We start from the raw sequence: 12,135 nt of genomic DNA on the forward strand, positions 1-12,135 counted from the left end.
CGCAGCGGCGATGACGCCCCTGACCCCGCGCGTCGTCCTCCCTGTGAGGCTTCCCGCCTCCTGCGACGACGTGTCCCGTAAGTACTGCCGAGAGAACTACGGACACACCCCATGCGCATCCTCGGAATCAACGCACTGTTCCACGACCCCGCCGCCGCCCTCGTCATCGACGGGCACACCGTCGCCGCCGCGGAGGAGGAGCGGTTCTCGCGGCGCAAGCACGGCAAGCGGCCGCTGCCGTTCTCCGCCTGGGAACTGCCCGAGAAGGCCGCCGCCTGGTGTCTGAGCCGGGCCGGACTGCGCCCCGAGGACCTGGACGCCGTCGCCTACTCCTACGATCCGCAGCTTGCCCGGCCCGCCGACGCCATGGGGCTCGACGACCCCTGGGACCATCTCCGGCAGACCTACGCCCGTGAGGCGCCGAACTTCCTCAAAGCGGCGCTGCCCGGACTCGACCCCGGCATCGTCCGCTTCGTACCGCACCACATGGCGCACGCCGCCTCCAGCGCCTTCGCCGCGCCCGACGCCGAGGACTCCTCCGTCCTCGTGCTCGACGGCCGGGGCGAGCGCGCCTCGCACCTCGCCGCGCGCCGCGTCCGCGACAAGCTGGAGCCGCTGTACGCGCAGGACCTCCCGCACTCCCTCGGACTCGTCTACGAGGAGCTGACCGAGCACCTCGGATTCCTGCGCTCCTCCGACGAGTTCAAGGTGATGGCGCTCGCCTCCCACGGCACCCCGCGCATGCTGGACGAGCTGCGCCGCCACGTGTATCCCACGGGCGACGGCGGGTTCCGGGCCAGCGCGGTGCCGTGGCACGAGCTGTGCCCGCCGCGCGGCGCGGACGAGCCGTGGACCCAGGACCACGCGGACGTGGCCGCGAGCGCCCAGGCCGTCCTGGAGGAGACGCTGCTCGACCTGGCGCGGTGGCTGCACGGCAAGACGCACCACAGCGTGCTGACGCTCGCCGGGGGCGTCGCGCTGAACTGCGTCGCCAACTCGCGGATCGCCCGTGAGGGCCCGTTCTCCCGCGTGTGGGTGCAGCCCGCCGCGGGGGACGCGGGGACCGCCCTCGGCGGCGCGTTGCTCCTGAGCGCGGAGGAAGGGCCGCAGCCGGAGCCCATGACCGGCGCCGACCTCGGCCGGGACTGGTCCGACGCCGAACTCGGCGCCTGGCTCAAGACGGCCGCCGTCTCCTTCGAGCGGCCGCCGGACATCGCCGAGACCGTCGCCCGGGCCCTCGCGGACAACCGGATCGTCGCCTGGTTCCAGGGCCGCTCCGAGTACGGGCCGCGGGCGCTCGGACACCGTTCGCTCATGGCCCACCCCGGCCACGCGGGCAACCTGGAACGGCTCAACGACGTGAAGGGGCGCGAGCAGTTCAGGCCCGTCGCGCCCATGGTGCTCGCCGAGCGGGCCGCCGCGATCTTCGACGGGCCGCTGCCGAGCCCGTACATGCTCTTCGTGCACGACGTGGCGGAGCCCTGGCGGGAACGGATCCCGGCCGTCGTCCATGTCGACGGCACGGCGCGGATCCAGACCGTCGACCGGGAGCACGAGCCCCTCGTGGCCCGCATGCTGGAGCGGTTCGAGCGGCTCACCGGGCTGCCGGTCGTGGTGAACACGAGCCTGAACACGGCAGGTCGGCCCATGGTCGACGATCCGCGTGACGCGCTGGAGTGCTTCGGGTCCTCGCCGGTCGACCTCCTTGCCATCGGCCCGTACGCGATCCGCCGCCAGGACCTCTTCGCGGGCGCCGAGGCGGAGGCGCTGTGATGGGCGGGTACGACGCCGACGACGGCCTGAGCGCGTACGCGGTCGTGATCCCCACACTCGGGCGGCCCAGCCTCGCGGCCACCCTGCGCGCTCTCGCCGAGGCCGCCGGGCCGAAGCCGGACCGCGTCGTCCTCGTCGACGACCGGCGGCATCCGCAGGCCGCCACGCCGTTTCCGGTCGAGGTTCCCGAGCCGTTGCGCGCCCTGACCACCGTGGTCAGCGGCGGTGGGCGCGGGCCCGCCGCCGCGCGCAACACCGGGTGGCGGGCGGCCGGGGAGCTGCCCTGGATCGTCTTCCTCGACGACGACGTGGTGCCGGGGCCCACCTGGTGCGACGACCTCGCGCTCGACCTCGCCGCCGCGACCTCCGGCGAAGGCGCGGTCACCGCCCGCATCGACGTACCGCTCCCCACCGACCGGCGGCCCACGGACTGGGAGCGCAACACGGCGGGGCTCGCCACCGCCCGCTGGATCACCGCCGACATGGCGTACCGCCGCGCGGCCCTCGCGGACGTCGGAGGGTTCGACGAACGGTTCCGGCGCGCGTTCCGGGAGGACGCGGATCTGGCGCTGCGGGTGCTCGGCGCCGGCTGGACCGTCGCCGAGGGGACCCGCTCCACCACGCACCCGGTGCGGCCCGCGAGCCGCTGGATCTCCGTGCGGCTCCAGGCGGGCAACGCCGACGACGTACTCATGACGCGGCTGCACGGCCGCGACTGGTGGGGCCGCGCCGAGGCGCCGCGCGGACGGCTGCCCCGCCATGCGGCGCTGACGGCGGCGGCCACCGGGGCTCTGCTGTGCGCGGCGGCCCGCAGGCCTGTCGCCGCCGCGGCCTGTGCCGCGCTGTGGCTGGCGGGCACCGCCGAGTTCGCCCTGGCCCGGATCGTGCCGGGCCCCCGGGACCGCGGCGAAGTGACGGCCATGGCCGTGACCAGCGTGCTCATCCCGCCCGCTGCCACCTGGCACTGGCTGCGCGGCCGGCTGCTGCACCGCGATGCGACGCCGATGACCCGGTACGGGCCGGGGCCCGGGGCCGAGGCCGCGTCAGGCGGGCTGCCGGTACCCGACGAGGAACGGGTGCGACCGTGAACACAGACCCGCTCAGCCCCGGACCCTGGCTGTTCGAGGACGCGGCCGCCTCACGACCCGCCGTGCCCGCCGGTCCCTCCGCCCTTTCCGTGTCTTCCTCCGCCGTCCTCTTCGACCGGGACGGGACGCTCGTCGAGGACGTCCCCTACAACGGGGACCCGGCGCGGGTACGCCTCATGCCCACCGCGCGCGCCGCCGTCGACGCGGTCCGGGCGGCCGGTGTCCCCGCCGGCGTCGTGAGCAACCAGTCGGGCGTCGCGCGCGGGCTGCTGACGCGAGGTCAGGTGGGCGCGGTGCGGCGGCGCGTGGACGAACTCCTCGGCGCGTTCGCCGTCTGGGCCGTGTGCCCGCACGGTCCGGACGACGGCTGCGCCTGCCGCAAACCACGCCCCGGCCTGGTCCTCGCCGCGTGCGAGCGGCTCGGCGTCCCGCCCGGCCGCGCCGTCGTCATCGGCGACATCGGCGCGGACATGGCGGCGGCCCGCGCGGCGGGCGCCACCGGCGTCCTGGTCCCCACGGCTGTCACCCGCGCCGAGGAGACCGACGCGGCCGGGGCCGTGGCACCGGACCTGCTGAGCGCGGTCCGGCTCGCGCTGAGCCCCGCGGCTCCGGTGGGCTCCGGGGCCCCGGCCGAGGCCGAGGGGGAGGACCGACGATGACGCATCCCCGTACCCTCGTCGTCCGCCTGGACAGCGCCGGTGACGTGCTGCTCGCCGGGCCCGCCGTGCGCGCCGTCGCCGCCGGGTCCTCGTACACCGCCCTGCTGTGCGGGCCGCAAGGGGCCGACGCGGGGCGCATGCTGCCCGGCGTCGACGACGTCATCGTGCACGACGCCCCCTGGGTCGGGCTCGAACCGGCGCCGGTCTCGCGGACCTCGACGCGGAAGGTCGTCGACGCCGTCGCGGCGGGGCGGTTCGACCGGGCGCTCGTCCTCGTCTCCTTCCACCAGAGCCCGCTGCCCGTCGCCCTGCTGCTCAAGCTCGCCGGGGTCGGCTGGACCGGGGCCGACTGCGAGGACTACCCCGGCGCCCTCCTCGACCTGCGCCATCACCGCAGGGCCCACCGGCACGAGGCGACGGCCGCGCTCGACCTCGCCCGCGCCGCCGGATACGCGCTCCCCGACGGGGACGACGGCGCGCTGCGGATCTCGGAGCCCCCCGACACCACCGCGCTCACCGGGCCCGGCCCGTACGTCGTGCTGCATCCGGGCGCCGCCGTCCCCGCCCGCGCCTGGAGCCCCGGGCGGGCCGCCCGCGCCGCCGCCGCGCTCGCCGCGCGGGGGCACCGGGTCGTGGTCACCGGCGGTCCCGGGGAGCGGGAGCTGACCGCGAAGGTCGCCGGGCGCCACGCCCTCGACCTCGGCGGCGCCACCGATCTGCGGCACCTGGCGGGCGTGCTCGCCGGGGCGCGGGTCGCGGTGGTCGGCAACACCGGGCCCGGTCATCTCGCCGCCGCCGTCGGCACACCCGTCGCGTGTCTCTTCGCGCCGGTGGTGCCCGCCGAGCGCTGGGGCCCGTACGGCGTCCCGCACGTGCTGCTCGGCGACCAGCGCGCGCCGTGCGCGGACAGCCGGGCGCGCCACTGCCCCCTGCCGGGCCACCCCTGCCTCGACGGGGTCGGTGACGCGGAAGTGCTGAAGGCCGTGGCGGCGCTCGCCGACGGCGTCCCCTCCCGGACAACCGAACGAGGAGCGACCGTATGAACATCCTGTTGTGGCACGTCCACGGGTCCTGGGCGACCGCGTTCGTCCAAGGTCCGCACACCTACCTCGTTCCTGTGACACCGGGCCGCGGTCCGGACGGGCTCGGGCGGGCCGAGACGTTCTCCTGGCCCGCCTCGGTGCGCGAGGTCACGCCCGGGGAGCTGCGGGACGCGGAGGTGGACCTGGTCCTGCTCCAGCGGCCGCACGAGCTCGAACTGGCGGAGCGCTGGCTCGGCGGCCGTCGCCCCGGACGGGACGTGCCCGCCGTGTACCTGGAGCACAACGCGCCCGACGGCGACGTGCCGGACACCCGGCACCCGTACGCCGACCGCGACGACCTGACCCTGGTCCACGTCACCCACTTCAACCGGCTGTTCTGGGAGTGCGGCACCACCCGTACGGAGGTGATCGAGCACGGCATCGTCGACCCCGGGCACCTGTACACCGGGCGGATCGCCCGCGCCGCGGTCGTCGTCAACGAACCGGTGCGGCGCGGCCGTCACACCGGTACGGATCTGCTGCCCGCGCTGAGCGAGGCGGCCCCTCTCGACGTCTTCGGCATGCGGACGGAAGGGCTCGCCGCGCACCTGGGCCTGGCCGGGGAGCGGTGCCGCTCCGCCGACCTGCCGCAGAGCGAGCTGCACGCGGCGCTCGCCGAGCGCCGCCTCTACCTGCATCCGGTGCGCTGGACCTCGCTCGGCCTCTCGCTCCTCGAAGCGATGCACCTGGGCATGCCGGTCGTGGCGCTCGCCACCACGGAGGCGGTGGAGGCGGTTGTGCCCGGCACGGGCACGCTGTCCACCCGCCCCGAGGTCCTTGCCCGCGCCGCCCGCCGCTACCTGGCGGAGCCGGAGGCGGCGGCCGAGGACGGTGCCCGCGCCCGGCAGGCCGCCCTCGAGCGGTACGGACTCAAGCGCTTCCTCGCCGACTGGGAGCGCGTGATGGCGGAGGTGTGCTCATGACCCCGTTCCCCGGTCCCCTCGATACGGAGGTGCGCTCATGACCCCGTTCCCCGGCCCCTTCCCCTTCGACGGCGGTACGTTCGGCGCGGCGCCGGTCGCGACCGGGGCGCTGTCCGTCGCGCTCGTCTCGGAGCACGCGAGCCCGCTCGCCGCGCTCGGCGGCGTCGACGCCGGTGGCCAGAACGTGCACGTCGCCGCCCTCGCGGGCGCGCTCGCCGACCGCGGGCACCGGGTCACCGTCTACACCCGCCGCGACGCGCGCGACCTCCCCGAGGAGACGTCGCTGCGTGCCGGGGTGCGGGTCCACCACGTGCCCGCCGGGCCGCCCGAGCGGATACCCAAGGACGAACTGCTCCCGCACATGGACGAGTTCGGCCGCTACCTGACCCGGGCCTGGCGCGACCGGCCCCCCGACGTCGTCCACTCCCACTTCTGGATGTCCGGGCTCGCCGCACTGCGGGCGACCCGCGGGCTCGGTCTCCCGCTGCTGCACACGTACCACGCGCTCGGCACGGTCAAGCGGCGCCACCAGCGGCTCGCCGACCCCAGCCCGCCCCAGCGGGTCGCCCTGGAGACGGAGGTCGGGCTCGGCTGCGAACGCATCATCGCCACCTGCCGCGACGAGGTCGCCGAACTCGGCCGCATGGGCATCCCGGCGAGCAAGGTCGGCGTCGTGCCCTGCGGGGTCGACACCGAACTGTTCACGCCGCGCGGGCCGGTCGCCGCGCGCGGTGCGCACCACCACCAACTGCTCCAGCTGGGGCGGCTCGTGCCGCGCAAGGGCGCGGCGGTGTCCGTCGCCGCGCTCGCGCAGCTCCCCGAGACGGAGCTGGTGGTCGTCGGCGGGCCCCCCGTCGAGCTGCTCGGCCACGACCCGGAGGTCCGCCGGCTGCGCGCCCTCGCCCGCCGTACGGGCGTCGCCGACCGGGTCCGCTTCACGGGCGGCGTGCCCAGCGCCGACGTGCCGTCGCTGCTGCGCGCGGCCGACGTGGTGGTGTGCCCCGGCGACTACGAACCCTTCGGCATCGTGCCGCTGGAGGCGATGGCCTGCGGCAGGCCGGTCGTCGCCAGCGCGGTCGGCGGCCAGCTCGACACGGTCGCCGACCCCGCGACCGGCCGCCTCGTCCCGCCCCGCGACCCGCAGGCGCTCGCACGCGCCGTCGCCGAACTCCTCGCCGACCCGGTGACACGCGAGGCGAGCGGTGCGGCCGGCCGCCGCAGGACCCTGCGCCGCTTCGGCTGGGACCGGGTGGCCGCCGCGACCGAGGCGGCGTACTGCGACGTCCTCGACGCGCTGCCGGTGGTCACCCGGGTGGGCGCGGTGTGAGGCCGTGCGCCGACCACCCGGGACCGCCCACGCCTGCGTCCCCGGCCGGCCGGCCCCCGGAACCCCGAACCTCTGGGCTCCGGGGCCCCGAACCCGGGGTCCTGGAGTGCCCCGCCTCCCCGGCCCCGTCCGACCTCATCGACCCCCCTCGCCCCCGAAGGAGGTGCGGGACCGCCGACGCCCCCGCGGTGCGGCGCGCCCGACCCGATATGAGTGAATCTTCCGCATTCGACGCCGCCCATACCCACTGCCGGTCGCTGGAGCAGGCGCTCGGCCGGTTGCGCCGGGAGAGTCTCGGGCGGATCGCGGAGTGGGGCGGGCGGCTCGCCGCCGCGCTGCCCGCGGGCAGCCGGCTGCTCGCCGCCGGCAACGGGGGCAGCGCCGCGCAGGCGCAGCACCTGACCGCCGAGCTGGTGGGCCGCTACCGCCACGAGCGGCCCGCGTACTCGGCGATCTCCCTGCACGCGGAGACCTCCGCGATGACCGCGATCGGCAACGACTACGGCTTCGACCACGTCTTCGCCCGGCAGGTCACCGCGCACGGCAGGCCCGGCGACATCCTGATGCTGCTCTCCACCTCGGGCCGCAGCGCCAACCTGATCACCGCGGCCGTGGCGGGCCGGGCCGCCGGGCTGCGCGTCTGGGCGCTCACCGGGCCAGGACCCAACCCCCTCGGCGAGGCCGCCGACGAGGCCCTCCACATCGACGGTGACACCACGGCCACCGTGCAGGAGACCCACCTCGTCGCCGTGCATCTGTTGTGCGAGGCGTTCGACGCGGCGCTCACGGGTCCCGTCGCGGCCACGGTCGGCCGGGCCGCGCCGCGCGTGGTCCCCGTCGTCCCCGGGGCCCTGTCGTGACCGGCCCGAAGCCCCTCGTCGTCGTCGGGGACGTACTCCTCGACGAGGACATCGAGGGCGTCGCCACCCGACTGGCCCCGGACGCCCCGGCGCCCGTCGTCGACGTCACCGCGGACCGCTGCCACCCCGGCGGCGCGGGCCTCGCCGCCGCGCTCGCGGCCCGCGGCGGACGCGAAGTGGTCCTGGTCACCGCGCTCGGCGACGATGTCGCCAGCGAAGCCGTACGCCGTGAACTGGCGGGCCGCGTACGGCTGGTGGAGCTGCCGCTCGACGGGACCCTGCCCGTGAAGACCCGTGTCCTCGCCGCCGGGCGGCCCCTGGTGCGGATCGACCGGGGCGGCGGCACCCCGGGCGAGCCCGACGCCGCCGTGCGCGACGCGCTCGACCGGGCCCACGCCGTCCTCGTCGCCGACTACGGCCGCGGCACGGCGAGCGCCGTACGGGACCACCTCGCCGCGGTCGCCGCCCGCACCCCGCTCGTCTGGGACCCGCACCCCAGGGGCGACGCCCCCGTGCCCGGCGCGCGGCTCGTCACCCCGAACGCGGCGGAGAGCCGCGCCCTGTGCCCCGGGGGCGACGAGACCCTCGGCGCGTACGCCGCGCGCGGCACCGAACTCGCCGCCCGCTGGCGGGCCGCCGGTGTCGCGGTGACCCTCGGCGAGCGCGGTGTGCTCCTGACCCGCCCCGGCTCCGGTACGCCGATGCTCGTACCGCCGCCCTACCGCGCGTCCGGCGACCCCTGCGGCGCCGGGGACTGCTTCGCCGCCACGACGGCCGCCGCCCTCGCGGACGGCGCGCTGCCCGAGGAGGCGCTGCAACGGGCCGTCGCCGAGGCCGCCGCGTTCGTGTCGGCGGGCGGCGCGGGCAACCCCGGGCTGTGGCGCACGGCCTCCGCGCCCCGCGCCGAGGAGGCCCCGGTCACCGACGCGTTCGCCCTCGCCGAACGGGTGCGGGCGCGCGGCGGCACCGTCGTGGCCACCGGCGGCTGCTTCGACCTTCTGCACGCGGGCCACGTCGGCCTCCTGGAGAGCGCCCGGCGCATCGGCGACTGCCTGATCGTGTGCCTCAACTCCGACGCCTCACTGGCCCGCCGCAAGGGCCCGGGACGCCCCCTCAACAAGGAGGCGGACCGCGTCCGTGTCCTCGAGGCGCTGGGCAGCGTCGACGCCGTCGCCGTGTTCGCGGAGGACACCCCGCAGAAGCTGCTCGCGCGGCTGCGGCCGGACGTGTGGGTGAAGGGCGGCGACTACTCGGTCCAGGACCTGCCCGAGGCGCGTACGCTGCGCGCGTGGGGCGGGCAGGCGGTCGTCCTGCCGTACCTCGTCGGCCGCTCCACGACCCAACTGGCCCGCCGCGCGGCGGCCACGGTGCCGCCGGGGGCGGCGTCGTGAGAGGTGGCCGCGCCGCGATCGCCGCACGCCCGCGCCGCGGGACGACGGCGCACGCCCCCGCCCCGGACGAGGAGACGGCGATGCCGCACGCCGCCGCCGTCCGCGGCACGAGCGTGCCGCGGGCCGAAGGACAGGGGCCCGCGGGGCCGCTCGGCGGGCGACCCGCGCACCGTTCGGCAAGGGCCGCCGCCGACGCGCTCGGCACCCCGTACGAAGAGCCCGCGGCCTCCCCGCCCCCGGACCGGCCCCGCATCCTCGTGCTCCGCGCTCTCGGCCTCGGGGATCTGCTGACCGTCGTACCGGCGCTGCGCGCCCTGCGGCGGCGGTGGCCGGGGCACGAGATCGTTCTGGCCGGCCCCGCGCGGCTGTCCGAGCCCGCCGCCGCGACGGGGCTCGTGGACCGGCTGCTGCCCACCTCGGCCGCCGGTCGCGCGGTCCCCGCGGAGCTGGCGTGGAGCGGGCCGCCGCCCGACGTCGCCGTGGACCTGCACGGCAACGGGCCGCCCAGCCACCTCCTGCTCCAGCGGCTGCGGCCACGGCGCCTTTTCGCGTACGCCCATCCCGGCACACCCGGCATCGAGGGGCCCGTCTGGCGGGACGACGAGCACGAGCGGGAGCGGTGGTGCCGCCTGGTGTCCTGGTACGGAGTCGACGCGGACCCGGCGGATCTGCTGATCCCGTCGCCCGCGATGCCGTCCCCGGCGCCCGGCGCGGTGCTCGTGCATCCCGGCGCCGACGCCGCCGCCCGCCGCTGGCCGCCGGACCGGTTCGCCGCCGTGGCCGCCGCGCTGCGGGGCGACGGGCACGAGATCGTCGTGACGGCGGGCGCGGGGGAGGAGGCGCTCGCGCGGACCGTCGCGGCGGAGGCCGGGCTGCCGGAGAGCGCCGTGTCCGGCGGTGCGGCGGACGTGCCGTTCGGCCGGCTGACCGCGCTCGTGGTGCGGGCCCGCTGCGTGATCGTCGGCGACACCGGCCTCGCCCACCTCGCGACGGCGCTCGGCACGCCCTCGGTGGTCCTGTTCGGCCCCGTCGCGCCGCGCCTGTGGGGCCCGCCGCCGGACCCGCGCCACCGCGTCCTGTGGCACCCCGGCCCCGACGACGCGCCCCGGCCCGGCGACGCCCACGGCGACCGCCCGGACGCACGCCTGCTGCGCATCACGCCCCGGGAGGTCGTCGACGCCGTACGGGACCTCCCCGAGCGCGAGCGGCGATCGCTGACAAGGGCCCCGTGAGACCCCCGTAGAACCCCTACGCGGCCGTGCCGAGCGCGGGCTGCACCGCCACCTCGTGCTCCTCCGCGCGCAGGGCGGCCGGCGCGGTGACCCGGCGCTTGCGCAGCAGGTGGCCCGCCGTGACCGAGACCGCGATGATCAGGCCGCCGGAGACCAGGGCGCCGCGGGCACCGGCCACCTCCATGAGCAGCCCGAGCGCGGGCGGCCCCGCGAGGCCCCAGCCCGTGCTGATGCTGCCCCACACGCCGAGGACGCGGCCCCGCATGTGCGCGGGCGGGTCGGTCTGCAGGACGGTCGTGCCCGCGGTGTCCGAGACGGTCTCCACGACCGCCATCGGCAGGACGAGGACGAGCAGGACGGCGAACGACGGGGAGAAGCCCGCGATCGCCTGGAGCAGTCCGCCCGCGGCGGCCAGCGTGCCCACGAGCCGCACCGAGGGGCGCCGCAGCCGCGCGCCGAGGACCGCGCCCAGGATGCCGCCGACGGCGAGGACGGTGGAGACCGTGCCGAACGATCCGGCGCCCCCGGCGAGCGGGCCCGTGACCAGCACGGCCAGGGTCAGGCTGTAGTTCCGGCCGAAGATCGCGCTGATGCCGGTGACGCCCGCGAGGGCCACGAGACGGGGCCGCCGCAGGAAGAACATCAGGCCCTGGCGCACGGTCATGTCCTGGCCGGGGGCCGGTTCGGCTCCGGCTGCGTCAGGGGTGCGCGCGGACACGGCGGCGCGCACCGCCCCGTACGCCGGTCGCAGGAACGGGATCACGGAGGCGACGAAGAGGAACGACACCCCGTTGGCGGCGTACGCGGCGGCCGTGCCGAGGAACCCGACCGTGACTCCGCCGAGCGCCGCACCGGCGAGCCGGCCCGCGCTGTGGACGAGCGAGCCCACCCCGATGGCGGAGGGCACGTCGTCCGGCGGCACGAGGTCGTTGCCGAGCAGGGCGCACGCGGGCCCGTCGACCGTGGCGATGACGCCGGTGACGGCGGCGAGCACCATCAGCAGGGTCAGATCCAGCCGCCCGGTCGCCACGAGCGCGGCCGTCGTGAAGGCGATCACGCCGAGCAGGGCCTGGCTGACGGCGGCGGTGAGCTTGCGGGGCAGCCGGTCGACGGCCGCGCCGCCCGCCACGCTCATCAGCAGCGCGGGCGCCGCCTGCACCGACATGGACAGGCCGGTCGCGGCGGCGGACCCGGTGATCTGCAGGACCAGCAGGTTCTGCACGGTCAGCTGCATCCACGTACCGGCGTTGGAGACGAAGTTCGCCACCGACCACCAGCGCATGCTGCGGTACTTCAGGGACCGCCACGGGGAGGTGGCCGACGGGTCAGACAGAGCGGACAGGGGGCGCGAGAAGCGCGGGAAAGGAGAAAAAGACACAGGAGCACTCGGGAGACGAGGGGACGAGTCCGCGAGGACTCAGGTGAGGGATCGTGCGCCGTGCGGATCGGGGGTACATCACGTGCGGCTCGTCATTGCGCGGCGGCGGATGCTCCGGAGTACGGCGACGACCATCGTGGCAGACGCTTCGGCAGCGTCTCCGGACGGCTCGGACGCGAGCGGCCCGGACCGCCCCCAACTGCCTCTTCCTTACGTCCACTTGAAGCTTCTGGTGTGCTTGCTCACACGCTTCGGCGGCGGTTCTCTCCGCGCCCTCCGGCCCCGTATTCCGTGAACGTCGCCACAGGCGCCGACCGCCTTCCGCCGGTTCGCGTCCGACATGCCGTGCGGCCCGCCCGGCGTCACAGTGGGAACAGGAGCGGTCACGGATGGTGTGCCGCATTGAACGGCGCGACGAAAGG

10 protein-coding genes are annotated in these 12,135 nt (G+C 76.6%); 9 read left to right on the forward strand and 1 reads right to left on the reverse strand.

What is annotated here, in order from left to right; all coding sequences use genetic code 11:
* Positions 1-111: 111 nt before the first annotated feature.
* The 9 genes from ACH4RC_RS00795 to ACH4RC_RS00835 all read left to right on the forward strand — a co-directional run bounded on the left by ACH4RC_RS00795 (position 112) and on the right by ACH4RC_RS00835 (position 10,335).
* Complete coding sequence (locus ACH4RC_RS00795) at positions 112-1,773, forward strand: carbamoyltransferase (RefSeq protein ID WP_398193345.1); 1,662 nt, start codon at positions 112-114, stop codon at positions 1,771-1,773.
* Entirely contained in the window at positions 1,773-2,861 is a 1,089-nt protein-coding gene (locus ACH4RC_RS00800) for a glycosyltransferase family 2 protein (protein ID WP_398193348.1), read from the forward strand. Before ACH4RC_RS00795 ends, ACH4RC_RS00800 begins: the two co-directional genes overlap by 1 nt.
* Positions 2,858-3,520 carry an HAD-IIIA family hydrolase gene (locus ACH4RC_RS00805; protein ID WP_398193350.1) on the forward strand — a complete coding sequence of 221 codons (663 nt, stop codon included), beginning with the start codon at positions 2,858-2,860 and terminating at the stop codon, positions 3,518-3,520. The genes ACH4RC_RS00800 and ACH4RC_RS00805 overlap by 4 nt, the downstream gene beginning before the upstream one ends.
* Positions 3,517-4,563 carry a glycosyltransferase family 9 protein gene (locus ACH4RC_RS00810; RefSeq protein ID WP_398193352.1) on the forward strand — a complete coding sequence of 349 codons (1,047 nt, stop codon included), beginning with the start codon at positions 3,517-3,519 and terminating at the stop codon, positions 4,561-4,563. The genes ACH4RC_RS00805 and ACH4RC_RS00810 overlap by 4 nt, the downstream gene beginning before the upstream one ends.
* Positions 4,560-5,525, forward strand: coding sequence for a glycosyltransferase (locus ACH4RC_RS00815; RefSeq protein ID WP_398193354.1), 966 nt, complete (start codon positions 4,560-4,562; stop codon positions 5,523-5,525). The genes ACH4RC_RS00810 and ACH4RC_RS00815 overlap by 4 nt, the downstream gene beginning before the upstream one ends.
* A 37-nt stretch (positions 5,526-5,562) precedes the next feature.
* Entirely contained in the window at positions 5,563-6,852 is a 1,290-nt protein-coding gene (locus ACH4RC_RS00820) for a glycosyltransferase (protein ID WP_398193356.1), read from the forward strand.
* 209 nt (positions 6,853-7,061) lie between these two features.
* A complete protein-coding gene (locus ACH4RC_RS00825) occupies positions 7,062-7,712 on the forward strand; it encodes an SIS domain-containing protein (protein WP_398193358.1) in 651 nt (216 codons plus the stop codon).
* Positions 7,709-9,103, forward strand: a complete 1,395-nt coding sequence (gene rfaE2, locus ACH4RC_RS00830; protein WP_398193361.1) for a D-glycero-beta-D-manno-heptose 1-phosphate adenylyltransferase — start codon at positions 7,709-7,711, stop codon at positions 9,101-9,103. Before ACH4RC_RS00825 ends, rfaE2 begins: the two co-directional genes overlap by 4 nt.
* A complete protein-coding gene (locus ACH4RC_RS00835; RefSeq protein ID WP_398193364.1) occupies positions 9,100-10,335 on the forward strand; it encodes a glycosyltransferase family 9 protein in 1,236 nt (411 codons plus the stop codon). Before rfaE2 ends, ACH4RC_RS00835 begins: the two co-directional genes overlap by 4 nt.
* A gap of 16 nt (positions 10,336-10,351) precedes the next feature.
* On the opposite strand, the gene ACH4RC_RS00840 is transcribed toward ACH4RC_RS00835, so the two are convergent.
* Complete coding sequence (locus tag ACH4RC_RS00840; RefSeq protein ID WP_398193366.1) at positions 10,352-11,617, reverse strand: MFS transporter; 1,266 nt, start codon at positions 11,615-11,617, stop codon at positions 10,352-10,354.
* Positions 11,618-12,135: the final 518 nt, after the last annotated feature.

The sequence above is a fragment of the Streptomyces sp. NPDC016845 genome (genome assembly GCF_044332585.1).
GTDB lineage: Bacteria > Actinomycetota > Actinomycetes > Streptomycetales > Streptomycetaceae > Streptomyces.

What these genes read in the sequence shown, in the direction of transcription:
- ACH4RC_RS00795 (WP_398193345.1), top strand. Translation starts at nt 112, where the DNA reads ATGCGCATCCTCGGAATCAACGCACTGTTCCACGACCCCGCCGCCGCC.
- ACH4RC_RS00800 (WP_398193348.1), top strand. Translation starts at nt 1,773, where the DNA reads ATGGGCGGGTACGACGCCGACGACGGCCTGAGCGCGTACGCGGTCGTG.
- ACH4RC_RS00810 (WP_398193352.1), top strand. Translation starts at nt 3,517, where the DNA reads ATGACGCATCCCCGTACCCTCGTCGTCCGCCTGGACAGCGCCGGTGAC.
- ACH4RC_RS00815 (WP_398193354.1), top strand. Translation starts at nt 4,560, where the DNA reads ATGAACATCCTGTTGTGGCACGTCCACGGGTCCTGGGCGACCGCGTTC.
- ACH4RC_RS00820 (WP_398193356.1), top strand. Translation starts at nt 5,563, where the DNA reads ATGACCCCGTTCCCCGGCCCCTTCCCCTTCGACGGCGGTACGTTCGGC.
- ACH4RC_RS00825 (WP_398193358.1), top strand. Translation starts at nt 7,062, where the DNA reads ATGAGTGAATCTTCCGCATTCGACGCCGCCCATACCCACTGCCGGTCG.
- ACH4RC_RS00840 (WP_398193366.1), bottom strand. Translation starts at nt 11,617, where the DNA reads ATGCGCTGGTGGTCGGTGGCGAACTTCGTCTCCAACGCCGGTACGTGG.